Origin of the sequence: Microbacterium mcarthurae, from assembly GCF_046064585.1 — a bacterium.
GTDB lineage: Bacteria > Actinomycetota > Actinomycetes > Actinomycetales > Microbacteriaceae > Microbacterium > Microbacterium mcarthurae.
This window is the reverse complement of the sequence record NZ_JAROCE010000001.1, coordinates 912,620-936,579: the sequence shown is the minus strand read 5'-3', so window position 1 is coordinate 936,579 and position 23,960 is coordinate 912,620. Positions and strand designations below refer to the sequence as shown.

The following is a 23,960-nucleotide window of genomic DNA, read 5'->3' as shown; positions in this document are numbered from 1 at the left end:
CTTCACCCCCGTGACGACCCCCGCGTTCTCGCCCCAGGCGATGCTCGATCGCACGAGCGCCGCCGCGCCGCCGCGCACGCTCATCGATCTCCTCGCCGACGTCGCCGCCCGGCATCCGGAAGCCTCCGCGATAGACGACGGTTCCGGCGCCCTCAGCTACCGCGAGCTGTTGGCCAGGGTGTGGCGCACGGCCGCCGCCCTGCACGACGCCGGGGTCGGTCGCGGCGACCGGGTGGGCGTGCGCATGCCGTCGGGTTCGAAGGAGCTGTACGTCTCGATCCTCGCCGTGATGGCGGCGGGTGCCGCTTATGTCCCCGTGGATGCCGACGACCCTGACGAGCGCGCGCGTCTGGTGTTCAGCGAGGCGGGGGTGAAAGGCATCGTGGCGGGCGACGGGGAGTTCGTCGCGGGCGACGCGCAGGTGGTGCGGCTCTATGACGGCGCGGCTCCGCACCCCCGTACGAGTGCGGTTCCGATCGTGCCACCGCCCGCCGTCGACGACGACGCGTGGATCATCTTCACGTCGGGTTCTACCGGGGTGCCCAAGGGTGTCGCCGTCACGCATCGGTCGGCGGCGGCGTTCGTCGAGGCGGAGGGGCGGCTGTTCCTCCAGGAGGACCCGCTCGGGCCGGGGGATCGCGTGCTCGCCGGGCTGTCGGTGGCCTTCGACGCGTCGTGCGAGGAGATGTGGCTCGCGTGGGGACACGGGGCGTGCCTCGTGCCCGCCCCGCGTTCCCTCGTGCGCTCCGGCGAGGATCTGGCGCCGTGGCTGCTGCGACAGGGCATCACGGTCGTCTCGACCGTCCCCACCCTCGCGGCGATGTGGCCCGCCGACGCGATCGAGAACGTGCGCCTGCTGATCTTCGGCGGCGAGGCGTGCCCACCCGAACTTGCCGCGCGGCTCGTGGCGGACGGGCGCGAGGTCTGGAACACCTACGGCCCCACCGAGGCGACCGTGGTGGCGTGCGCCGCTCCGCTCGACGGCACTCTGCCGGTCCGCATCGGTCTGCCCTTGGACGGCTGGGCGCTGGCGGTGGTCGACGCCGAGGGGTACCCGGTCGCCGAGGGAGGGGTCGGCGAGCTCATCATCGGGGGAGTGGGCCTCGCGCGGTACCTCGACCCGGCGAAGGATGCCGAGAAGTACGCGCCCATGCCGACGCTCGGGTGGGAGCGCGCGTACCGATCCGGCGACCTCGTCCGCTTCGAGAGCGCGGGACTGGTCTTCCAGGGGCGCGCCGACGATCAGGTGAAGGTCGGCGGTCGCCGGATCGAGCTGGGGGAGGTGGAGTCGGCTCTGCAGGATCTGCCCCGGGTCCATGCCGCCACGGTCGCTGTCCGCACGACCGGTGCGGGTGTGCCCGTTCTCGTCGGTTACCTCGTGATGGACGAGGGGGCTGAGCTCGATCGCGCCGCCGCCCGTGCGGCGCTCGCGGAGCGTCTGCCGGCGGCCACCATCCCGTTGCTGGGTGTCGTCGACGAGCTTCCCGTCCGCACCTCGGGCAAGGTCGACCGCGCCGCTCTGCCGTGGCCGCTCCCCGGCGTCGACGCCCCCGCCGCCGCCGATTTCTCGCCGGATGAGGCGTGGCTCGCCGAGCAGTGGCAGGCGGTGCTCGGCCTCCCCGTGACCGAACGCAAGGCGGACTTCTTCGACCTGGGCGGGGGATCCCTGTCGGCGGCGCAGTTGGTCTCGCGGATCCGCGCCCGTGTGCCGGAGTTCTCGGTCGCCGATATCTACGACGTCCCGCGCCTGGGGGCGATGGCCAAGGCGCTGGGGCCACAGCTGACCGACGACGCACCGGCGACGTTCCACCGCCCGTCGCCGACACCACGGGCGACGCAGTGGGTGCAGACGCTCCTGGGGGCTCCACTGTTCATCCTCTCGGGCGTGCGGTGGCTGCTGTACCTCCTCACCGCCTCGGCGATCCTGCAGACCACCGCCGGTTTCGAGGTGCTTCCGGACGTACCGTGGCCGATCCTCCTCGTCGGCCTCCTCGTGTTCGCGACCCCGTTCGGACGCATGGCGATCGCCGTCGCGGCGGCGCGGGTGCTCCTGGCCGGGCTGCGCCCCGGCGACTACCCCCGGGGCGGATGGGTGCACGTGCGGCTGTGGCTGTCCGAGCAGATCGCCGCCCAGGTGGACGCGGTGGGTCTCGCGGGCGCGCCGTGGGTGTCCTACTACGCTCGTGCGCTCGGAGCGCGGATCGGCCGCAACGTCGACCTCCACGCGATTCCGCCGGTCACCGGGATGCTCGAGATCGGCGACGGGGCTTCCATCGAACCGGAGGTCGATCTCACCGGCTACTGGATCGACGGCGATCTCGTGCGCATCGGAGAGGTGCGTATCGGGGCGGATGCCACAGTCGGGGCACGCTCCACCCTCGCCCCGGGCACCCGAATCGGCCGGCGCGCCGAGATCGCCCCCGGCTCGGCGGTGTTCGGCCGCGTCAAGGCCGATCAGTCGTGGGCGGGTTCGCCCGCCGTCCGCGTCGGCGGAACCACCAGGGGATGGCCGGCGCAGCGTCCCCCCGCCCCGACGCGCTGGCTGTGGGCCTACGCCGCTTCGGCGGTCGTCCTGGCCCTGCTCCCGCTCACCGCCTTCGCCGTCGGGGGTCTCGTGGTGGCCCACGGTCTCCGCGGGGCGGACTCTCTCGCCGCCGCCGCTGTGGCGGCGTTCGCCTGGCTCGTCCCCGGTGTCGCCGTCACGGGCCTGGTGTTCGCGGCATCCGTCGTACTCCTGGTCCGGATCCTCTCGATCGGCCTCGTGGAGGGGACCTTCCCCGTGCGCAGCCGTGTCGCATGGCAGGCGTGGACGATCGAGCGCCTGTTGGACGCGGCGCGGACGATCCTGTTCCCCCTGTACTCGAGCCTGTTCACCCCCGTCTGGCTGCGTCTGCTCGGCGCGCGGGTGGGCCGCGACGTCGAAGCATCCACGGTGCTCCTCCTGCCGACGATGACGTGGATTGAGGACGGGGCGTTCCTCGCGGACGACACGATGGTGGCGTCGTACGAATTGCGCGCGGGATGGCTGCGCGTCGGGCCGGTGCGCATCGGAAAGCGCGCGTTCCTCGGCAACTCGGGCATGGCGGCCCCCGGACACCGGGTCCCGCGCGACGGACTGGTCGCGGTGCTGTCGTCGGCGCCGCGGAAGGCGAAGCCCGGATCCTCGTGGCTGGGCTCACCCGCGGTGCGGTTGCGACGGTTGTCGGCGGAGGGGGACGAATCGCGCACGTACCGTCCGACGCGCGCCCTGCGGGTCGCGCGCGCCCTGTGGGAGCTCGGGCGCTTCGTGCCCGTCGTCGTGACCTGCGGCATCGGGCTCGCCGTGCTGTTCGCGCTCGCCGCGCTGTGGGAGGCGACGGGGCCGGTGGGGACGCTCCTGCTCTCGGGAATCGTGCTGCTGGCCGCGGGGGCGGTGGCAGCCGGTGTCTCGACGGCGGCGAAGTGGCTCATCGTCGGGGTCATCCGTGCGGGCGAGCAGCCGCTGTGGTCCAGCTTCGTCTGGCGCACCGAGGTCTCGGACACGTTCACCGAGATGGTCGCCGCTCCCTGGTTCGCTCGGGCCGCCGCGGGCACCCCCGCGCTCGCGGTCTGGCTGCGCAGTCTCGGCGCCCGCATCGGGCGGGGCGTGTGGTGCGAGAGCTACTGGTTGCCGGAGCCCGACCTGGTGACGCTCGGCGACGCCTCGACCGTCAACCGCGGGTGCGTCGTGCAGACCCATCTTTTCCATGATCGAATCATGAGCATGGACACCGTCGAGCTCGAGCCCGGTGCGACCCTCGGGCCGCACAGCGTGGTGCTGCCCGCCTCGACCGTCGGGGCGCACGCCACCGTCGGCCCCGCCTCGCTGGTCATGCGGGGTGAGTCCGTCCCGGTGGGCTCGCGGTGGAGCGGCAACCCCATCGGACCGTGGCGCGCGGTGAAGGTGCGCGCCTACCAGTCGACCACGTGAGCGGGGTCGATCCGTACGCTCCCCAGAGCGGCGACGCCGGGTATCGCGTCACGTCGTACGACGTGACGCTGGGATACCGCGTCCGCACGAACCGTCTCGAGGGAACCGCCGTCATCGCCGCCGTCGCCACCGATGCGCTGGCGACCGTCGTCCTCGACCTCGTCGGGCTTCGGGCATCGCGGGTGAGAGTCGATGCGGCGCCCGCGCGATTCACGGCCGCGGCGGGGAAGCTGCGGGTGACGCCCCCGGCATCCCTCGTTCCCGGCCAGGCCTTCGAGGTCGAGGTGGCCTACGCGGGCGCCCCCGCCCCGCGGCGGTCGCGGTGGGGAGCCGTTGGATGGGAGGAACTGACCGACGGAGCGCTCGTCGCCGGCCAGCCCATCGGCGCTCCGACGTGGTTCCCGTGCAACGACCGTCCGGACGATCGTGCGCGCATGACCCTGCGCGTGACCGTCGACGAGGGGTACACGGTCGCCGCCACGGGCGTCGCCGGTCCCTCCGTGCGGCGGGGCGGACGGGTCACGACGACCTTCACCTCGAACGTCCCAACCGCCACCTATCTCGCCGCCGTCCACGTGGGTCGCTATCGGACCGTGCCGCTTGCGGGGACCGGGGCCGATGACGTGCCCGCCGTGACCGTCACGGCTCCGCCCGCGCTGTCCGCGGCGGCCGATCGCGCGTTCGCGACGGTGCCCGAGATGCTGCGCGTCTTCGGCGAGCTGTTCGGTCCATACCCGCAGGAGGCGTGCACGCTCGTCGTCACGGCCGACGAGCTCGAGATCCCGCTGGAAGCACAGGGGCTGGCCGTCTTCGGCATGAACCACCTCGTTCCCGCGGCGCAGCGGTTGATCGCGCACGAGCTGGCCCACCAGTGGTTCGGCAACAGCGTCGGGATTGCGCGCTGGAGCGACATCTGGCTCAACGAAGGCTTCGCCTGCTACGCGGAATGGCTGTGGTCCGAGGCATCCGGAGGTCGCACCGCGGACGACTGGGCCCGCACCCACGAGGCGCGCGTGGCCGCGCAGCCGCACGACCTGCTGCTGGTCGACCCGGGACCGGACGACATGTTCGACGACCGCGTCTACAAGCGCGGCGCGCTCGCTCTGCACGCCGTGCGGCGGCTCATCGGGGACGACGCGTTCTTCGATCTGGTGCGCAGATGGACCTCGACCCATCGGCACTCGCTCGTCACGACCGACGACTTCCGTGCCGCCGTGCGCGCGGCGGGCGGACCGGATGCCGTGGCCCTGCTGTCGCGTTGGATCGACCGCGCCGAGCTGCCGCCGCGGGGCTGAGGGTCCGAGCGCGCATCGCCGAAGCGCGTCAGCCCCGCGGGGGCAGTGCCACGGCGACGACGACCCCGGGCGGTCCCGTGAAATCCCACCCCGTCAGCGCGGGACCGTCGTCGACGCGGGCGTTCCAGTCCGCACCGGGCGAGGCCGCGGCGAATCGGACGCGTGCAGGATCGACGGCGAGTCCCCGCCCGTCGGCCTTGAGCACCGCCTCGACACGGGCCCATGCCCCTGCATCGGCGCCGGGGAGCACCCGTTCGAGGCCCGTCACCGCAACCGGCACGGCATCCAGACCCACGCTCATCGCCCCGGATGCCGTCACCGCGAACGCCCATCCTTCGGCGTAGGACACCGACACCGCGGCATCCGCCCCCGACACGCGGAGCCGGCCATGCTCACCCCCGCAGCGGGCGCACCGCGCGGCGAACGACGCCCCCGGGAGCAGCTCGGCCAGGAGGGCGCGGGAGACGGTGCGGCGCTCGACGCCCTCGGGGATACGGCGCCACGCCACGCGGATCTCGGCCGGAAGCGTCACACCTGCGGCTCGTGCGTCTCGATCGCGACGATGCCCGATCCCGGGTGGGAGACCGGGATGTGGGCCACCGAGAACCCGGCCGGATCCAGCGCCGATGAGCTGCCGAGGTACGATCCGCGCATCGTGCCCGTGGCCAGCGCCAGCTCGTGCATGATGTCCGGGAGCACGGGACCGTGGCTGACGAGCACCACCGGTTTGCGGGCGCGGACGCGTTCCCCCACGACCGTGCGCGCGTCGCTGCGTCCCTCTTCCCACGCGTCCTGACTGATCGCCTCGCTCAGCTGCACACGCTGCGCGAGGGTCGCGGACAGTGGTGTCACCGTTCGCACGCAGCGTTCCGCCGGGCTGGACACGATCCGCCGGATTCCGAACGCCAGGAGCGGACCGACGATCGCGTTCGCCTGACGGCGGCCCCTCGTGCTCAGCGGGCGCGCCGTGTCCGACCCGTCCCACTCGTCGCGGGAGCGCGCCTTCGCGTGGCGGAGCGCCACGATCGGGAAGGTGGGGAGGGCCTGCTCGTCGACGAGACGGACGAACTCGTCGAGGATCTCGATGTCGACGGGGTAGCTGAGGTGCTTCCGAGCCTTCTTCAGGCCCACCCACTCGATCGCCGCGATCTCCTTGTTCGGCACGAACGTGGACGTGCGCACGGCGGCGTCGGTGGCCTCGGCCGCCCAGTAGTGCACGATCTTCGTCCGGGAGCTCGGCATCCGGTACCGGGACACTCCGACAGGGACCCCGAGGGCGACCCGGATGCCGGTCTCCTCACGGATCTCACGCACAGCGGTCTCGGCCAGGGTCTCGCCGGGGTCGACCTTGCCCTTGGGAAGCGTGACGTCGCGGTACTTGGTGCGATGGATGAGCAGGACGCGGTACTTGCCCTCGACCAGGCGCCACACCACTCCGCCGGCGGCGTAGACGGCGGTTTCGGTCACCGGACCGCCCGCGAGCGCCGCTTGCGCTGGACGCGCGACATGGTGTGCTCCTGCAGATCGATCAACGGTGTGCCGTCGGCGGACGTGCTGTGCCGCGTCCATTCGCCGTCGGGGCCGAGGTGCCACGAACTCGTGCCGTCGTCCATCGCCAGGTCGAACAGGTCGGACAGTTCCTGGATCTGCTTGGCATCCACGACGCGCACGAGCGCCTCGACGCGACGGTCGAGGTTGCGGTGCATCATGTCGGCGCTGCCGATGAACACCTGCGGGTCGCCGTCGTTGACGAAGGTGAAGATGCGGGAGTGCTCGAGGTAGCGGCCGAGGATCGACCGCACCCGGATGTTCTCGCTCATGCCCGGGACGCCCGGCTTGATGGAACAGATGCCGCGCACCCAGACCTCGACGGACACGCCCGCCTGGCTCGCCCGGTAGAGGGCGTCGATGATCTGTTCGTCGACCATCGAGTTGACCTTGATGCGCACCCCGGACGGCTTGCCCTCGAGCGCGTTCGCGCGCTCTCGTTCGATGTGGCGCACGAGGCCCTTGCGCAGGTGCAGCGGGGCGACGAGGAGCCGCTTGAACTTCTTCTCGATGGCGTAGCCGCTGAGCTCGTTGAACAGGCGGGTGAGATCGCGCCCGACCTGGTCGTCGACGGTGAACAGGCCGAAGTCTTCGTAGATGCGGCTCGTCTTGGGGTTGTAGTTGCCGGTGCCGACGTGGCTGTAGTGGCGCAGTCGACCCTCCTCCTCACGGATGACGAGGGCGAGCTTGCAGTGGGTCTTGAGGCCGACGAGGCCGTAGACGACGTGGACGCCCGCCTTCTCGAGCTTGCGCGCCCACACAATGTTGTTCGCCTCGTCGAAGCGCGCCTTCACCTCGACGAGCGCGAGCACCTGCTTGCCGGCCTCGGCCGCGTCGATGAGCGCCTGGACGATCGGGCTGTCGCCGGACGTGCGGTACAGGGTCTGCTTGATGGCGAGGACGTTCGGGTCCTTCGCCGCCTGCTCCAGGAACGCCTGAACGCTGGTCGCGAACGACTCGTAGGGGTGATGCACGAGCACATCCGCCTTGCGGATCGCGCCGAAGACGTCGGCGCGGCCGTTCTGCTCGCCCGGCTGGAACGCCAGCGCCGTCTTCGGCACGTGCGGCGGGTAGTGCAGGTCGGGACGGTCGATGCGCGACAGGTCGAAGAGCCCGCGGAGGTCCAGCGCACCGGGGAGGCGGTAGACCTCCTGCTCGGTGATGTCGAGTTCGCCGAGCAGCAGCTCGCGCGTGACGTCATCCATGTCGTCGGTGATCTCGAGACGGATCGGCGGGCCGAACCGGCGGCGCAGCAGCTCGGCCTCGAGTGCCTGGATGAGGTTCTCGGTCTCGTCCTCCTCGATCGTGACGTCTTCGTTCCGGGTGAGCCGGAACGCGTGGTGATCGAGGACCTCCATCCCGGGGAAGAGATCGCCGAGATGGTTGGAGATGAGCTCCTCCAGGGGGAGATACCGCACCCCGGGGCCGTCGCCGGGCACCTCGACGAACCGGGGGAGCATCGGGGGCACCTTGAGGCGAGCGAACTCCTGACGCCCCGTGCGGGCGTTGCGGATGCGGATGGCCAGGTTCAGCGACAGGCCGGAGATGTAGGGGAAGGGGTGCGCGGGGTCGACGGCCAGCGGCATGAGCACCGGGAAGACGTTGCGCTGGAAGTACTCGGTGAGCCGCGCGGAGGAATGCTCGTCGAGGGAATCCCACGACACCACCTCGATGCCCGCCTCGGCGAGGGCGGGGCGCACCTGGTCGGTCCAGACGGCGGCGTGACGCAGCTGAAGGCGGTGGGCCTCGGCGGAGATGTCGGCCAGGACGTCCTGGGGAGCGCGACCGACGTTCGTGGGGACGGCGAGACCCGTGACGATGCGGCGCTTCAGGCCCGCGACCCGCACCATGAAGAACTCGTCGAGGTTACTGGCGAAGATGGCGAGGAAGTTGGCCCGCTCGAGCACCGGGACGGTGGGGTCCTCGGCCAGCTCGAGCACGCGCTGATTGAACGCCAGCCAGCTGACCTCGCGGTCGAGGTACCGGTGGTCGGGGAGCTGGGCGTCCTCGGCCTCCACCGCCTCGTCGAAGTCGTCGTCGTCCGCGTCACCGAGGCCCGCGTCCAGCACGTCGTGTTCGATCATTCCCACATCATTGCAGGGGACGATGACGTGCGCGTGAACGTGTGCGCCGAGGGGTCAGGGCGTTGCGGCCGGGACGGGCGGCTGATCGTCTTCGTAGACGTTGAAGCGATACCCCACGTTGCGCACCGTGCCGATGAGCTGCTCGAGGTCGCCGAGCTTGGCGCGCAGGCGCCGGACGTGCACATCGACGGTGCGGGTGCCGCCGAAGTAGTCGTAGCCCCACACCTCGCTCAGCAGCTGCTCGCGCGTGAAGACGCGGGAGGGGTGCGTGGCGAAGAAGTGCAGGAGCTGGAACTCCTTGTACGTCAGGTCGAGCGGCTTGCCGTGGACCTTCGCCGAGTAGGAGGACTCGTCGATGGTGATCCCCGACGTCGAGATGCGGGACGACACCTGCTCGGCGCTGCGGCGTCCCATGGCGAGGCGGATGCGCGCGTCGATCTCGGCGGGCCCGGCCCCCACGAGCACGACGTCGTCGACGCCCCAGTCGGTGGACACGGCGGTCAGACCGCCCTCGGTGACCACCAGCACGAGGGGAGCTTCCATCCCCGTCGTGGTGAGGATCTTGCACAGCGACTTCGCGCCGACGAGGTCGACGCGCGCGTCGACGAAGACGACGTCGGCGCTCGGCGCATTGACCAGCTGCGCCGGCTCGGCGGGGATCTGCCGGACCCGGTGGCTCAGCAGTTCGAGCGCAGGCAGCACAGCGCTGCCGCCGGGGGCGGAGCTGAGAACGAGAAGCTGAGCCAAACGGACCTCCCCGTGCGGGCCTGCCGCACACCCGCCCATCTTAGGGTCAGCCGCGCGGTGCCGCCGTCACGCTGCCGTCCGGCGACGCATGTGACGTCCGAGGCGCGCGAGAAACGGCCGGCGTGCGGAATGATGGGGGCATGTCCACCCCTGATCTCGCGCCGCGCCGCACCTTCGGCGGCATCGTCGCCGTGTGGGTCCTGGCCGTCGTCGCGGGCGTAGCCATCGGGCTGTTCGTCCCGACGGAGTGGCGGGCGCAGTGGATCACCGTCGCGCTCGGCGGGTGCGTCATCGCGGCGTTCGCCGTGCAGCTGTGGGGCGGACGGTCGCAGGCGTTCATCCAGAGGGTCGCCGTCAGCGTCCTGGGTGCCCTCGTGGTGCTCGGCCTCATCACCGCGGGGTTCGGGCTGGCATCCATCGTTCCCCGGTAGGATTGGGCCATGGACCTCCTCGCGCTCGAACTCTTCTTCGTGGGACTTCTCGGCCTCGCCTCGCTCGCGATCGCCTTCGTCTCCGGAACGGTCATCTGGAACCTCTACCGCGGCCAGCGCTGACGAGCGCCGTCGTGATCGAGATTCCGACCGACCTCCCCGCCGACCTCGTCCCGCTCTCGTGGCTGATCGGCGTGTGGGAGGGCACCGGCGTCATCGACTACGAGGCCGACGGCCGCACGTTCTCGGGCGAGTTCGCGCACCGCGTGAGCTTCAGCCATGACGGCGGCGACTTCCTGAACTACACCGCGCACGCGTGGCTCCTCGACGGCGAGGACCGCCGTCCCCTCGTATCCGAGACGGGGTACTGGCGCGTCGCGCGTCCCGCCACCGACGCGGATCCGGGCCCCGCCCTGCTGCCCGCCACCGCCGAGGCCCCCCGCCGCACCGCCGACGACGTCGAAGCGTTGCGCACCGACGAGGGCGGTTTCCCGCTCGAGGTGAGCCTCGCCCACGCCGACGGCATCCTCGAGCTGTACCTCGGCCAGGTGCGCGGTCCCCGCATCGACCTGGCCACCGACGCGGTCGTCCGCACCGCGGGGGCCAAGCCCTATGGGTCCGCGACCCGGCTGTACGGACTCGTCGACGACCACCTTCTGTGGGCGTGGGACATCGCGGCGTTCGGCCGCGAACTGTCGTCGCACGCCTCCGCGCGTCTGGCCCGGGTGGAGTGATGCCCTCTCTCTCCGAAGTCCCCGGGGCCGTCGTCGACGAGGCGGGTCTCCGTCACGTCGGTGCGCCCCTCGCCGAGCAGCGGAAGCTGGCATCCGGTACCGCCCTCGCCCCCCTGGGCGATCGGCGAGTGATCTCGGTCACCGGACCCGACCGGCTGAGCTGGCTCGACTCGCTGTCGTCGCAGGCGCTCACGCACCTCCCGGCCGGGGTGTCGACCGAGACGCTGATCCTCGACCCGCACGGTCGGGTCGAGCACGCCGCCGCCGTGGTCGACGACGGTGACACGACCTGGCTCCTCGTGGATGCCGCCGACGCCGAGCCGCTCGCGACGTGGCTCGGCCGCATGCGCTTCCGTCTCCGGGTGGAGGTGCGCGACCGGTCCGACGAGCTCTCCGTCGTCGGCGGGACGCGTGCCGCCGTCGGCGCGCTGGCGGCGATCTCACCGGCGGGCGTTCCCGTCGTGTGGGTCGATCCGTGGCCGGACGTCTCGCCCGGTGGGTGGGCGTACGCCCGTGTCGACGACCACCCGGGTGTCGAGCGCGACTGGGCCGAAGCGGTCGTGGATGCCGCCGAGTTCGACCGCGTCGTGGCCGCCGCCGCTGCCGGCGAGATGTCTCTGGCCGGTCGCGACGCCGTGGAGGCTCTGCGCGTCGCCGCTTGGCGTCCACGCCTCGCGGTCGACGCGGATGAACGCTTGCTTCCCCACGAGATGGACTGGTTGCGCACGGCCGTGCACCTCTCCAAAGGCTGTTACCGCGGGCAGGAGACGGTCGCCAAGGTGCACAACCTCGGACACCCGCCCCGTCGAGTCGTGGCCCTGCAGCTCGACGGAAGCGACAGCGTGCTGCCCGCGCGCGGCGACGTCGTCCGCGTGGGTGACGACCCCGTCGGCGCCGTGACGTCGGTCGCAGTGCACTATGAAGAGGGTCCCATCGCGCTGGCCCTGGTCAAGCGCACGGCGCCCGCCGATGTGCCGTACGTCGTGGACACGACCGACGGCCCGATCGCCGCGTCCGTCGAGACGGTCGTGCCGGCGGACGCCGGCGCCACCGCGGGCGTGCCGCGCTTGCCGCGCCTCGGTCGTCGCCGCGCCGCGGAATGACCGGCGAGGAGTCTTCCACGACGACCGGCGTCGTCGTTCCTCGATCGCGTCTGCGTGCGACGCTGCGACGCCGGCTCGGCCGGGTGCGGGAGTCGCTTCCGGCGATCGTGCAGATCGTCGTGGCCGCCACCGCCGCGTACGCCTTCGCGCATTTCGTGCTGGGCCACACCGTACCGCTGCTCGCGGCGACCGTCACCGTCTCGAGCCTCGGGCTCGTGCGCGACGCGCGACCGTGGCGTGTGGCCGAGACCGTCGCGGGGATGCTCGTCGGCATCCTGCTGGCCGAGCTCGTGCTCCTTCTCGCGGGTGCCGGCTGGTGGCAGATCGGCCTGGCGATGCTGGTCACGCTGGTGGTGTCGCGTTTTCTTTCGCCACAGCCGGGGTTCGCGCTCGCCGCGGTCGTCCAGGCGCTCATCGCGCTCGTGCTCGTCACGGGTGCCCCGTTCGTCCGCGTCATCGACGGCGCCGTCGGGGGAGCGGCGGCGCTGCTGGTCACCGCGCTCATCCCGCGCACGCTGCGCCGGACCGAGCTCCGTGACGCCGACGAACTCTTCGACGCCTTCGACGTCGCCACGGCGACCATCGTGCGGGCCCTGCGGCGCGGCGACCGTGCCCGGGCCGAACGCGGCCTCGAACGCGCGCGCGCCCTGCAGACCTACGTCGACGCGTGGAGCGGATCGCTGGAGTCCGGACAGGAGGTCGCGCGGATCTCTCCGTTCCTCCGGCGGCAGCGGACCGAGCTCGAGCGCCATGCGCGGGTGCGTGCGGCGATGGACCTGGCGACGCGCAATCTGCGCGTCGTCGCTCGGCGTGCGGCGTACCTGTGCGCCGACGGACAGGCACGAGCGGTGCCCGCGGATCTGCTCGGCGAGATCGAGCGCGGCGCCGGACTCGTGCGCGACGCGCTCGACGACGTCTCGATGGAGCCCGCCGCCCGCGCCGCCCTCGCGGCCCTCGCTCGGCGTCTGGATCCGGCGGCTATCCTCCCCGACGGCAACATCGGCGAGATCAACCTCGTCGCGGCCATGCGCCCGCTCACGGTCGACCTGCTCGTGGCGACCGGGATGCCATCCGCCGAGGCCCAGGCGCTGCTCCCGCGGATCTGACCCTCAGCGCGGAGCCACCGCGCTCCAGTCGACGCTCACCTCGCCGAGCCGCCAGCGGGAGCGCCCCCGCACCGGCCACCCTGCCGTCGCGAGGGCCTCGACGGTCGTGCGCCACCGGTGCACGGGGCCGAACGGCGCGACGACCGCGGCACGGTTCCACTCCCGCTGCAGCGCGCCGACGTAGTCGTGCACGCGTTCGCCCGGCACGTTGCGATGGATCAGCGCCTTCGGCAGACGCTCGGCGAGGATGGCAGGATCCTCCAAGCCCGCGAGACGGAGAGAGACGCTGAGGGTGCGCGGCTCGGCATCCGCACCCACCTCGATCCACGTCACGACCCGCCCGATCTCGTCGCACGTCCCCTCGACCAGGATGCCGTCGGGCGCCAAGCGTCCGCACATCCGGGCCCACGCGTCGGCGACGTCGGCCTCGTCGTACTGCCGGAGCACGTTCATCGCCCGGATGATCGCGGGCCTCCGGCCGCCGGCGATGGGGATCTCGAACCCCCCGAGCGCGAAGTCGAGTCCGGGCACGCCCTCGGCCTGCGCCCGGGCGCGGGAGACCCGTTCCGGATCGATCTCGAGGCCCAGGACGGTGGCATCCGGGCGTACGCGGGTCACCCGTGCGTGCAGTTCGAGAGGGGTCACCGCGCTGGCGCCGAAACCCAGGTCGACCACGAGGGGGTCGTCGGTCCGCCGCAACACCGGATGCCGTGCGATCCAGCGATCCACCCGCCGCAGACGATTGACCCCCGTGGTGCCGCGCGTGGGGCGGCCGATGGGGGAGGGGGTCACGTCCGACATGATGCCAGTCGCCGGCTCGGAACGGCCCGTGCGGCGTCGCTAGCATGGAGGCATGCCTCACACGCTGATCCTCCTCCGCCACGGGCAGAGCGAGTGGAACAAGACCAACCAGTTCACCGGCTGGGTCGACGTCCGGCTCACCGACCAGGGGAAGGCCGAGGCCCAGCGCGGCGGCGAACTCCTGAAGGAATCGGGCGTCCTGCCCGACGTGCTGCACACCTCCGTGCTCAGCCGTGCCATCCAGACGGCCAACATCGCCCTCGACGCCGCGGACCGCCTGTGGATCCCCGTGAAGCGCTCGTGGCGTCTCAACGAGCGGCACTACGGGGCGCTGCAGGGCAAGGACAAGGCGCAGACGCTCGAGGAGTTCGGCAACGAGCAGTTCATGCTGTGGCGCCGCTCGTTCGACGTGCCGCCGCCGCCGCTGCCCGCGGACGACGAGTACAGCCAGTCCGGCGACCCCCGCTACGTCGGCATCGACGGCGAGGTGCCCGACACCGAGTCGCTCAAGATCGTCATCGATCGCATGCTGCCGTACTGGCACAACGACATCGTCCCCGACCTGCAGGCCGGGAAGACGGTGCTCGTCACCGCGCACGGCAACTCGCTGCGCGGTCTCGTCAAGCACCTCGAGGGCATCAGCGACGCCGACATCGCGGAGCTGAACATCCCCACGGGGATCCCGCTGGTCTACCAGCTCGACGATGACATGAAGCCGCTCGGACCCGGCGAGTACCTCGACCCCGAGGCCGCCGCGGCCGGCGCCGCCGCCGTCGCGGCGCAGGGCAAGAAGTAACGCCCACCGCAACGAGAAGGGGGTGGATGCCATCGGCATCCACCCCCTTCGACATCGTGTGTCAGATCACCGGGGCCGGGGTGACGTCGTCATCCGCGCCCGCCCAGTCACCGGTCGCAAGGTAGACGACCTTCTTGGCGACCGAGACCGCGTGGTCGGCGAAGCGCTCGTGGTAGCGGCTGGCGAGCGTGGCATCGACGGTGGCCGTGGCCTCGCCCTTCCACGAGTCGCCGAGCACCTTCTCGAAGACGCTGACGTGCAGCTCGTCGATGTCGTCGTCGGCGTCGCGGATCTCTTCGGCGATGCGCAGATCCTGCGTGCGCAGCAGCTCCGCCAGACGACGGGCGACCTGGACGTCGAGCTCGCCCATGCGCGTGAAGGTGCCCTTCAGGCCCTTGGGGATCGCGCGCTCGGGGAAGCGCGACCGCGCGAGCTGAGCGATGTGCTCGGCCATGTCGCCCATGCGCTCGAGCGACGCGCTCACGCGCAGCGCCGTGACCACGATGCGCAGGTCGCGGGCGACCGGCTGCTGGCGGGCGAGGATCTCGATCGCGAGCTCGTCGAGCGCGACCGCCTTCTCGTCGATGATCGCGTCGGCCTCGATGACCTCCTCGGCGAGGGCGACGTCGCTCGTTCCGAAGGCGCGCGTGGCGCGATCGATCGCGACCGCCACCAGATCGGCGATCTCGACCAGTCGACCTTGGACGTCCTCGAGGGACTGGTGGAACACTTCGCGCATCGCGATACCTTCCTCGTCGGCGGCACGGCACACATGCGTCCCGCGACCCTCCGGGATTCTTCCCAGCGAAGGTTAACGAGTGGTGCTGTGACAGTGAATAGTATCCGCTCGCGTCGCCCGGCCCTGTCTGAACGGCAGGTGACGCGTGCGGGGCGGCTCTACGCTGGACCCATGGATCACACGCAGCTCTCGCTGCTCGCGCTCCTCGTGGGAGTCATCGTCGGGAGCTCCGTCGTGGGTCTGGTCGTCACCGCGCAGCGTGCGCGCGACCGTGCTCTCGCCCAGGGATCGTCCGATCTCCCGGAGGGCGTGGAGTCCATGCTCGGCGCTCTGGACGATCCCGCCGTGGTGTGCGACACGTCGGCCACGGTCCTGGCTCTGTCGCCCGCGGCCGAGGTGTTCGGTCTGACCGCCGGCAACGTCATCGCCGACGAGGACCTGCGGCGTGTGGCCCGCGCGGCGCGCGACAACGGCGCCGCGGTGAGCGAGAACCTGCGTCTGCGCCGCGGAGCAGCGCCGGCCGAGCCCCGCCTCGTCGCGGTACGGGCGGCACCGGTGACTCCTCGCATCGTTCTGCTCGTGCTGCGCGACATCACCGAGCGCGAGCGCGTCGAAGAGATGAGGCGCGACTTCGTCGCCAACACCAGCCACGAGCTGAAGACGCCCGTCGGCGCGGTGAGCCTCCTCGCCGAAGCGATCGAGTCGGCGGCCGACGACCCCGCGCAGGTCCGGTACTTCTCGGGCCGGCTCCAAGCCGAGATCCAGCGACTGTCGGCGCTGACCAATCGCATCCTCAGCCTGTCTCGCCTGCAGGCATCGGACGAACTCAGCGAGGTCAGGGACGTCTCGATCGACGAGGTCGTGACTGCCGCCGTGGAGTCCAACACCGTCCAGGCCGACTCCGCGCAGGTCACCGTGGTGCGCGGGGGAACGAAGGGTCTGTGGGTCCGGGGTGAGCCGCAGATCCTCACCGAAGCGCTCGGCAACCTCATCGCCAACGCGATCGCGTACTCGCCGCAGGGGTCGAAGGTCGGTGTCGGCGTCAAGCTCGACGAAGACGTCGTGGAGATCGCGGTGACCGACCGCGGTATCGGCATCCCCGAGAGCGATCAGCATCGGGTGTTCGAGCGCTTCTACCGCGCCGACCAGGCGCGGTCGCGCCGTACCGGAGGAACCGGGCTCGGCCTGTCGATCGTGAAGCACGCGGTCCAACGGCACGGCGGTGAGGTGCGGCTGTGGTCGCGGCCCGAACGCGGCTCCACGTTCACCATCCGCCTTCCGCGGTCCGAGGCGCCCGACCTCGACCTCGTCCGTCCCAAAGCCCGGCGCAAGAGCCGCAAGACCGGCTCCGCCGCACGCTCCACACCCGTGAAGGGAGACACCGCATGACCCGTGTTCTTATCGTCGAGGACGAGCCCGACCTCGCCGACCCGCTCGCCTATCTGCTGCGACGAGAGGGCTACGAGGTCGAGATCGCCGAGGACGGTGCGCTCGCCCTGGCCGCGTTCCGCGAGCGCGGAGCCGACATCCTGCTGCTCGACCTCATGCTGCCGGGCATGCCCGGGACCGAGGTGTGCCGTCAGCTGCGGCTGACGTCGCAGGTACCGATCATCATGCTCACCGCGAAAGACTCCGAGGTCGACATCGTGGTGGGGCTCGAGCTCGGCGCAGACGACTATGTCACCAAGCCCTACTCGACTCGCGAGCTGCTGGCGCGCATGCGCGCAGTGCTGCGTCGCCGCAGCCCCGAGGAGTCCGACCTCGATGAGCGCGTGCTGACCGGTGGGCGTGTGACGCTCGACATCGACCGTCACACCGTCTCGGTCGACGGTGCCGAGATCAACATGCCGCTGAAGGAGTTCGAGCTGCTCGAGGTGCTCATGCGCAACGCCGGCCGCGTTCTCACCCGCGGTCAGCTCATCGACCGGGTGTGGGGAACCGACTACTTCGGTGACACCAAGACGCTCGACGTGCACATCAAACGCATCCGGTCGCGTATCGAGCAGAGCCCGAGCGAGCCGTCGATGCTCGTCACCGTGCGCGGGCTCGGCTACCGTTTCGAGGCCTGAGCCCGAGAACGACGAAGGCGCCGACGGGAGAACCGTCGGCGCCTTCGTGCGCAGTCAGGAGGACGGCGTCGGCGTGGGGGTGGGCGTGGCCGAGGGCGTCGTCGCCGGAACGAGAGCACTCGTCGGCGTGGGCGTGGGGGCGAGCGGGCTCAGGTACTCGAGGGCGCCGTCGAGGACGGGCACCTGAATGAGAGCGCCTTCGCCGTCGCCGGACTGGAAGAAGACGGGGACGGTCGAGCCGGGTGCGCCCTCGAAGCCCTCGAGGGGGAGCGGCTCGACGTCGTTGGCCAGGTCGCCCAGGCTCAGCGTGCGGCCGGCCGGAACGTTCACCGAGGCACGGATGACGTCGCTGCCCTCGCCGACCTCCAGGCGCAGGGTCTGCGCCTCGGCGGTGTCGTTGACGATCGCCGCGACCAGGTTGCCGGCGGTGCCCTCGTCGTCGGCCACGATCAGGGCGTTGCGCACCTGCAGGGGTCCCGACTCGGGAACATTGACTCCGTCGGAGGCGGAGTACTCGATGGTCGTCGCCTGGGGCGCGATGAGGTTGCATCCCGTCGTTCCGAGAACGACGGCGGCACCAACGGCCAAGGACGCGAACAGGCGCGTTTTCACGGATCCTCCCGGAACGACAGACGGCATCCAGATCATCCTACGGGGTCGGGGAGGACGAGCAGCCCGCGGGCGCCGCCTCGCGCGCACGGGGACCGGAGGGGTGCGGGTGGGGCGGAACCTTAGCGCATCAGGGCCTGTGGTATCCTGGATGTTGCCGAAAGGACATAACTCCATGCTTTTTGAGGTTGGCGAGACCGTCGTTTACCCGCACCATGGCGCGGCCACGATCATCGAGGTCAAAGAACGCGTCATCAAGGGCGAGACGAAGAAGTACCTGAAGCTCAACGTCACGCAGGGCGACCTGGTCATCGAGGTCCCCGCCGACAACGTCGACCTCGTGGGCGTTCGTGACGTGATCGGCAAAGAGGGTCTCGACCGCGTCTTCGAGGTGCTGCGTGCGCCCTTCACAGAGGAGCCGACCAACTGGTCGCGCCGCTACAAGGCGAACCTCGAGAAGTTGGCTTCGGGCGACGTCATCAAGGTGAGCGAGGTCGTGCGCGACCTGTGGCGCCGTGACCAGGACCGCGGTCTGTCCGCGGGCGAGAAGCGCATGCTGGCCAAGGCCCGGCAGATCCTCGTCTCCGAGCTCGCTCTGGCGGAGAAGACCGACGAAGACCGTGCGAGCGTCGTGCTCGACGAGGTCCTCGCCTCCTGATCGTCGGCGCGGTTCTCCCGCGCGTGCGCGCTAGCGTGGTCGGGTGATTCCCTCACCCGTACCGCGTCTGGCCGTCATCGTCGTCGCCGCCGGCTCCGGCACTCGCTTGAACGGCGGTGCTCCCAAGGCCTTCGTCGGCCTCGACGAACACACGATCCTGCGTCATGCCCTTCGGGGGGTGTTCGCTGCGCCGCGCGCGCAGGTGGTCGTCGTCGTGCCCGCGGGGTTCGAGGGCCCTGCTCTCACGGAGGTCCGTGAGGTGGCGGGCGATCGAATCGATCTGGTGTCGGTCGTGGCCGGGGGAACGACGCGCCAGTCCTCGGTGGCGGCCGGTCTCGCGGCCCTCTGGGCGGACGTCGACACCGTCCTCGTCCACGACGCTGCCCGCGCACTCACGCCCCCGTCGGTGTTCGAACGCGTCGTCGCCGCGCTCGAAAAGGGTGCGGACGCGGTCATCCCGGCGGTGCCCGTCGTGGACACCATCAAGAAGGTGAATGCCACCGGGGCCATCGTCGCGGCCGTCGACCGCTCCGAGCTCGCCGCCGCGCAGACGCCGCAGGGATTCCGCCGGCACGTGCTGGTGGAGGCCGTGAACGCCGCCGACGCCGACCATACGGACGACGCCGCTCTCGTCGCCGCCGCCGGTCACCCCGTGATCACGGTCGCGGGGGACGCGGCATCCTTCAAGATCACGACCGCCCCCGATCTCGATCGCGCACGAGCGCTCGTGTCGGACTCGCCGGCGATCACCGCCCCCGCCCGCGCGCTCCCCGCTCCCCGGGTCGGCGTCGGCACCGACGTGCACGCGTTCGGCGGCGAGGGCTCGCTGTGGCTGGCGGGCCTGGAATGGCCGGGAGAGCCGGCGCTGTCCGGCCACTCCGACGGCGATGCGGTGGCGCACGCGATCGTCGACGCCCTGCTGGCGGCCGCGGGCCTCGGCGACATCGGCACGCACTTCGGCACGGATCGTCCCGAGTTCGCGGGCGCGCACGCGGAGGCGTTCCTCGCACACACGCGAGAGCTGCTGAGCGCGGCGGGCTGGCGCATCGGGAACGTCTCGGTGCAGGTTCAGGCCAACCGACCGCGCTTCGCTGCGCGGCGGGCCGAGGCCGAGCGGGTGCTCTCCGTGGCCCTCGGCGGTGCGCCGGTATCGGTGAGTGCGACGACCACCGATGGTCTCGGCTTCACCGGACGCACGGAGGGCGTCGCCGCCTTCGCGACAGCGCTCGTCGTCCCGGCCTAGAGCTCTCGCATCATGAAGGTCGAGAGCGGGTCGGGTCGGTACGACCCGAACGGCCCGCACTCGACGAATCCCTCGCTCCGGTAGAGGCCGCGTGCGGCGAGGAAGTCGTCGCCGCTTCCGGTCTCCAACCACAGGCTCCGGATGCCGCGGCCGCGCGCCTCGTTCATGATGTGCCGCAGAATCGCGCGGCCGACCCCCTGCCCGAGGAACTGTTCGGTGACGCGCATCGACTTCAGCTCACCCGCGTCCTCGCCCCACGGGGCGAGCGCGCCGATACCGGCGAGCTCGCCCTCGACACGTGCGGACCACAGGAGCGCGCCCCCGTCCAGGAGCGCGTCGGCGTCGAGCGCGTGGCAGCTCTCGGGCGGGGTGTTCTCCCGCATCCTGGACACGTGTGCGGTGACGAGCGCGCGTGTGTCGGCGGCGGACACGTCGTCGAGTCGGATCTCCCACACCATGAGGCGACCCTAGCGGGGCCGTGTTTCGGGCCCGGGTCGCCGTCCGAGGCGGCCGATAGGCTGTAGCGGTGACCGTCCGGCTGTATGACACGAAAGCGCAGGCTCTGCGCGACTTCGTCCCCGTCGACCCCACGAACGTCACGATGTACGTCTGCGGGCCCACGGTCCAGTCCGGCCCGCACATCGGTCACGTCCGCGCCGCCCTCGCTTTCGATCTGCTTCGCCGCTGGCTGCAGTACCGCTTCGAACGGGTGACGTTCGTCCGCAACGTCACCGACATCGACGACAAGGTGCTCGCCAACGCCACCGACGCCGAGCCGTGGTGGGCGCTGGCCTATCGCATGGAGCTGGAGTTCACCCGCGCCTACGCCTCCGTCGGCATCCTGCCCCCGACGTACGAGCCCCGCGCGACCGCATCGGTGACCCAGATGCAGGAGCTCATCGCTCAGCTGATCGATCGCGGGCACGCCTACGCCGCCGCGGGCGACGTCTACTTCGATGTGCGCTCGTGGCCCGCCTACGGCGAGCTCACGCACCAGAGCGTGGATGCCATGGAGTCCGCCGCCGACGCCGATCCCCGCGGCAAGCGCGACCCGCGGGATTTTGCCCTGTGGAAGGGGGCGAAGGAGGGCGAGCCCGCGTCGGCGACCTGGGCGTCGCCGTGGGGCGCGGGACGACCCGGATGGCACATCGAGTGCTCCGCGATGTCGCGGCGCTACCTCGGCCCGACGTTCGACATCCACGGGGGTGGCCTCGACCTGCGCTTCCCGCACCACGAGAACGAGATCGCGCAGTCCACCGCGGCGGGCGATGCCTTCGCGCGCTACTGGGTGCACAACGGTCTCGTGACCGTCGACGGGCAGAAGATGTCGAAGTCGCTCGGCAACTTCACGCTCGCTTCCGACGTGCTCGCCGCGCGCGATCCGCGGGTGGTGCGGTATGCGCTCGCCGGCGCCCACTACCGGTCGAGTCTCGATATCTCGGACCGTGCTTTCGAAGAGGCCGAAAGCGCCCTCGGGCGCGTGGATGCCTTCATCGCGAACGTCGAGCGCGTCTTCGGACCGTCGCTGCGCACGACCCTTCCGTCCGAGTTCGAGGAAGCGCTCGACGACGATCTGAACGTGCCGCGTGCTCTCGCGGTTCTGCACGAGGCCGTTCGTGCAGGCAACAGAGCCTATGATTGGGCGGGCGATCCGAGCGTGGAGGTCGAAAGACACGCATCGGACGTCCTCGGGATGATCCACGTGCTCGGACTGGAACGGTCCGCCTTCGCGGGTTCCCGAGATCACGCCGACGCCGCCGCAGAGTCGACACTGGATTCGCTCATGCGCGGACTCGTCGACGAGCGCGCCCGTGCGCGCGCCGACAAGGACTGGGCCGCTGCCGATCGCATCCGTGATGCCATCGCCGCCGCCGGAATCACGCTGGAGGACACTCCGGCCGGAACCACCTGGAGTATCGAATGAGCAAGCCTGGACGGCCCGGAGCCCGCAAGCCCGGCAAAAAGAAAGGCCCGCTGAAGGGAACCGGCGGTCACTCGCGCAAGGCGCTCGAGGGCAAGGGCCCCACGCCCAAGGCGGAGGACCGCAGCTGGCACGTCGCCGGCAAGCGCAAGGCCGCTCAGGAGCGTTACGCCGCCGCCGGTGGCAAGGGCAAGCCCGGGGTGCGCCCGGTCGGCTCCTCGCAGAACCGCGCGCGGCCCAAGCAGTCCGACGACACCGAAACCGTCACCGGCCGCAACTCGGTCCTCGAGGCGCTGCGCGCGAAGATCCCTGCGACGGCGTTCTACATCGCGCAGCGCGTCGAGATGGACGACCGTGTCAAGGAGATGCTGTCGATCGCTACGCACCGTGGCATCCCCGTGCTCGAGGTCACCCGGCCCGAACTGGACCGGATGGCGGGCTTCGACGGCGTTCACCAGGGCGTCGCCCTGAAGGTGCCGCCGTACGAGTACGCCCACCCGCAGGACATGCTCGAGCAGATCATCGACCGTGGCGAGCTGCCGCTCCTGGTCGCTCTCGACGGTGTGACCGATCCGCGCAATCTCGGCGCGATCATCCGCTCGACCGCCGCTTTCGGGGGTCAGGGTCTCGTCCTGCCGCAGCGTCGATCGGCGAGCGTGAACTCGGCGGCCTGGAAGACCAGCGCCGGTGCGGCTGCGCGCGTGCCGGTGGCGCTCGCGGCGAACCTCACCGCGACGCTGAAGGACTTCAAGAAGCAGGGCGTCTTCGTGCTCGGCCTCGCCGGCGACGGCGACGTGTCGCTGCCCGAGCTGGAACTGGCCGACCGCCCCGTCGTCATCGTCGTCGGGTCCGAGGGCAAGGGCCTGTCGCGCCTGGTGACCGAGACGTGCGATCAGGTGGTGTCGATCCCGATCTCGACGGCGACCGAGTCGCTGAACGCGGGGATCGCGGCATCCGTCGCCCTGTACCAGGTCTCGACGCTGCGTAACGCCAACTGATCCCTCAGCCGCGCTGCATCTCGCGCAGCGCGGCCGGGGACGGTTCGACGTCGCCCCGCTCGATGGCGTGTCCGACGGCGACGATCGCCTCGTTGACGGGCGTCGGGATGCCGAGCCGGCGGCCCGCGGCCACGACGGCGCCGTTGATGTCGTCGACTTCGCTGTGCCGGCCCTTGCGCCAGTCCTGGAGCACCGTGGTCGTCGCCCCCGGCACGGTGAACCGTTCGTAGAGCGCATCGAGCATCGTCTCCACGACATCCGGCGAGTCCGCGATCGACGCGGGCGTGAGGCCGAAGATCGGCAGCACGCGGTGGGTGCCCGCCACTCGCAGTGCCTCACGGCCCGCCTCGAGCATGACGTCGCGCATGCCCGGCACCGTGATGGCATCCACCATGGGCAGACCGAGTGCCGCCGTGGGAACCAGCACCGATGCGTTGCTGACGAGCTTCATCCACTTCGCCGAGGCGATGTCGTCGACGCGGGCGACCTCGCCCGAGTGCGACAGGAGGTCTGCCACGTCTGCGCCGCGCGGGGCTCGAGCATCCACGGCGAACCAGGACCGCTCGGGATCGACGTGGCGATGCACGATGCCGGGGTCGGTCATCGTCGAGGAGATCTCGATCACGGCACCGACGCACCGGTCCGCTCCGACCACGTCGGCGACCGCCTCTGTCGTCATGCCGTTCTGCACGGCGGCGATCGCACCGTCGGGGGCGAGATACGGCTCGATGAGCGCGGCGGACCAGCGGGCGTCGTACGCCTTGGTCACCAGGAGAACCAGGTCGAACCGCTCCCGCAGGGTCGCAACCTCGCACAGGTGAAGTGTGCGCGGGTGCACGTGCCGGATTCCGGACGGCATCTCGATGCGGAGGCCGTCGCGGCGCATCGCCTCCACGTGCGCCGGCCACTGTTCGATGAGCACCGGGTCGAGGCCGGCGTGGATCAGATCCGCGCCGATGGAGGCGCCGTTGGCCCCCGCGCCCAGGACGGCGATGGACGGTGTGGTCATCATGCTCCTTCGTTGGAGTGGGGGCGAACGTACGAGACACGACCGCGCAATTCATGAAACTCGGCTGAACGTTCCGTCCCGCTCTTGCCGGGAACTTGGGAAGAGTGTAAACCAGGAACG

The 23,960-nt window shown here is 70.9% G+C and carries 22 protein-coding genes; 13 read left to right on the top strand and 9 right to left on the bottom strand.

Annotation, left to right across the window (positions count from 1 at the left end; translation table 11 throughout):
* The first annotated feature begins 40 nt into the window (after positions 1–40).
* On the top strand, positions 41–3,949 hold the full coding sequence (locus P5G46_RS04555) for a Pls/PosA family non-ribosomal peptide synthetase (protein ID WP_408905281.1): 3,909 nt from the start codon (positions 41–43) through the stop codon (positions 3,947–3,949).
* A complete protein-coding gene (locus P5G46_RS04550; protein WP_408905065.1) occupies positions 3,946–5,244 on the top strand; it encodes a M1 family metallopeptidase in 1,299 nt (432 codons plus the stop codon). The genes P5G46_RS04555 and P5G46_RS04550 overlap by 4 nt, the downstream gene beginning before the upstream one ends.
* Positions 5,245–5,272: 28 nt before the next feature.
* Here the strand turns inward: P5G46_RS04550 and P5G46_RS04545 are convergent, their stop codons facing one another.
* Genes P5G46_RS04545 through P5G46_RS04530 form a run of 4 tightly spaced genes read right to left on the bottom strand, consistent with a single transcriptional unit; the run spans position 5,273 to position 9,623 of the window.
* On the bottom strand, positions 5,273–5,776 hold the full coding sequence (locus tag P5G46_RS04545; RefSeq protein WP_408905064.1) for a 4'-phosphopantetheinyl transferase family protein: 504 nt from the start codon (positions 5,774–5,776) through the stop codon (positions 5,273–5,275).
* Positions 5,773–6,711 carry an NUDIX hydrolase gene (locus P5G46_RS04540; protein WP_408905063.1) on the bottom strand — a complete coding sequence of 313 codons (939 nt, stop codon included), beginning with the start codon at positions 6,709–6,711 and terminating at the stop codon, positions 5,773–5,775. Before P5G46_RS04540 ends, P5G46_RS04545 begins: the two co-directional genes overlap by 4 nt.
* Complete coding sequence (locus P5G46_RS04535) at positions 6,708–8,876, bottom strand: RNA degradosome polyphosphate kinase (RefSeq protein ID WP_408905062.1); 2,169 nt, start codon at positions 8,874–8,876, stop codon at positions 6,708–6,710. Before P5G46_RS04535 ends, P5G46_RS04540 begins: the two co-directional genes overlap by 4 nt.
* 54 nt (positions 8,877–8,930) lie before the next feature.
* Entirely contained in the window at positions 8,931–9,623 is a 693-nt protein-coding gene (locus tag P5G46_RS04530) for a response regulator transcription factor (RefSeq protein ID WP_375095823.1), read from the bottom strand.
* 140 nt (positions 9,624–9,763) lie between these two features.
* Between P5G46_RS04530 and P5G46_RS04525 the strand changes: the two genes are divergently transcribed.
* The 4 genes from P5G46_RS04525 (at position 9,764) to P5G46_RS04510 (ending at position 12,997) form a co-directional block, all read left to right on the top strand.
* On the top strand, positions 9,764–10,054 hold the full coding sequence (locus tag P5G46_RS04525) for a hypothetical protein (protein WP_239275079.1): 291 nt from the start codon (positions 9,764–9,766) through the stop codon (positions 10,052–10,054).
* Positions 10,055–10,188: 134 nt separating this feature from the next.
* Positions 10,189–10,788: a nitrobindin family protein gene (locus P5G46_RS04520; RefSeq protein WP_408905061.1), complete on the top strand. Its 600-nt coding sequence runs from the start codon at positions 10,189–10,191 to the stop codon at positions 10,786–10,788.
* Complete coding sequence (gene ygfZ, locus P5G46_RS04515) at positions 10,788–11,891, top strand: CAF17-like 4Fe-4S cluster assembly/insertion protein YgfZ (protein WP_408905060.1); 1,104 nt, start codon at positions 10,788–10,790, stop codon at positions 11,889–11,891. The genes P5G46_RS04520 and ygfZ overlap by 1 nt, the downstream gene beginning before the upstream one ends.
* Entirely contained in the window at positions 11,888–12,997 is a 1,110-nt protein-coding gene (locus tag P5G46_RS04510; RefSeq protein ID WP_239275076.1) for an FUSC family protein, read from the top strand. Before ygfZ ends, P5G46_RS04510 begins: the two co-directional genes overlap by 4 nt.
* Before the next feature lie 3 nt (positions 12,998–13,000).
* On the opposite strand, the gene P5G46_RS04505 is transcribed toward P5G46_RS04510, so the two are convergent.
* On the bottom strand, positions 13,001–13,798 hold the full coding sequence (locus P5G46_RS04505) for a class I SAM-dependent methyltransferase (protein ID WP_239275075.1): 798 nt from the start codon (positions 13,796–13,798) through the stop codon (positions 13,001–13,003).
* A gap of 52 nt (positions 13,799–13,850) precedes the next feature.
* Between P5G46_RS04505 and P5G46_RS04500 the strand changes: the two genes are divergently transcribed.
* The gene (locus tag P5G46_RS04500) at positions 13,851–14,594 is read left to right on the top strand and encodes a phosphoglyceromutase (RefSeq protein ID WP_239275074.1); all 744 of its coding nucleotides are present in this window, start codon (positions 13,851–13,853) and stop codon (positions 14,592–14,594) included.
* 61 nt (positions 14,595–14,655) lie between these two features.
* Here the strand turns inward: P5G46_RS04500 and phoU are convergent, their stop codons facing one another.
* Entirely contained in the window at positions 14,656–15,333 is a 678-nt protein-coding gene (gene phoU / locus P5G46_RS04495; RefSeq protein WP_239275073.1) for a phosphate signaling complex protein PhoU, read from the bottom strand.
* Positions 15,334–15,504: 171 nt separating this feature from the next.
* Here phoU and P5G46_RS04490 point away from each other — a divergent pair, with 171 nt between their 5' ends.
* Together P5G46_RS04490 and P5G46_RS04485 are read left to right on the top strand one after the other, a co-directional pair.
* The gene (locus P5G46_RS04490) at positions 15,505–16,722 is read left to right on the top strand and encodes a sensor histidine kinase (protein ID WP_375095818.1); all 1,218 of its coding nucleotides are present in this window, start codon (positions 15,505–15,507) and stop codon (positions 16,720–16,722) included.
* Complete coding sequence (locus P5G46_RS04485; RefSeq protein ID WP_239275071.1) at positions 16,719–17,402, top strand: response regulator transcription factor; 684 nt, start codon at positions 16,719–16,721, stop codon at positions 17,400–17,402. The genes P5G46_RS04490 and P5G46_RS04485 overlap by 4 nt, the downstream gene beginning before the upstream one ends.
* 54 nt (positions 17,403–17,456) lie before the next feature.
* On the opposite strand, the gene P5G46_RS04480 is transcribed toward P5G46_RS04485, so the two are convergent.
* The gene (locus P5G46_RS04480) at positions 17,457–18,041 is read right to left on the bottom strand and encodes a DNA modification methylase (protein ID WP_275437943.1); all 585 of its coding nucleotides are present in this window, start codon (positions 18,039–18,041) and stop codon (positions 17,457–17,459) included.
* A 145-nt stretch (positions 18,042–18,186) separates the two neighbouring features.
* On the opposite strand from P5G46_RS04480, the gene P5G46_RS04475 reads away from it, so the two are divergent.
* Positions 18,187–18,669, top strand: coding sequence for a CarD family transcriptional regulator (locus P5G46_RS04475; protein WP_056229249.1), 483 nt, complete (start codon positions 18,187–18,189; stop codon positions 18,667–18,669).
* 43 nt (positions 18,670–18,712) lie between these two features.
* Positions 18,713–19,912 (top strand): 2-C-methyl-D-erythritol 4-phosphate cytidylyltransferase, encoded by a 1,200-nt coding sequence (ispD, locus tag P5G46_RS04470; RefSeq protein WP_408905059.1) that lies wholly within the window; start codon positions 18,713–18,715, stop codon positions 19,910–19,912.
* Here ispD and P5G46_RS04465 read toward each other — a convergent pair.
* Positions 19,909–20,370: a GNAT family N-acetyltransferase gene (locus tag P5G46_RS04465; RefSeq protein ID WP_408905058.1), complete on the bottom strand. Its 462-nt coding sequence runs from the start codon at positions 20,368–20,370 to the stop codon at positions 19,909–19,911. The genes ispD and P5G46_RS04465 overlap by 4 nt on opposite strands.
* 68 nt (positions 20,371–20,438) lie before the next feature.
* On the opposite strand from P5G46_RS04465, the gene cysS reads away from it, so the two are divergent.
* Together cysS and rlmB are read left to right on the top strand one after the other, a co-directional pair.
* Complete coding sequence (gene cysS / locus P5G46_RS04460; RefSeq protein WP_375095814.1) at positions 20,439–21,836, top strand: cysteine--tRNA ligase; 1,398 nt, start codon at positions 20,439–20,441, stop codon at positions 21,834–21,836.
* Positions 21,833–22,831, top strand: a complete 999-nt coding sequence (gene rlmB, locus P5G46_RS04455; RefSeq protein ID WP_239275066.1) for a 23S rRNA (guanosine(2251)-2'-O)-methyltransferase RlmB — start codon at positions 21,833–21,835, stop codon at positions 22,829–22,831. Before cysS ends, rlmB begins: the two co-directional genes overlap by 4 nt.
* 4 nt (positions 22,832–22,835) lie before the next feature.
* Here rlmB and P5G46_RS04450 read toward each other — a convergent pair whose 3' ends face one another.
* A complete protein-coding gene (locus P5G46_RS04450; protein ID WP_239275065.1) occupies positions 22,836–23,840 on the bottom strand; it encodes a ketopantoate reductase family protein in 1,005 nt (334 codons plus the stop codon).
* Positions 23,841–23,960: the final 120 nt, after the last annotated feature.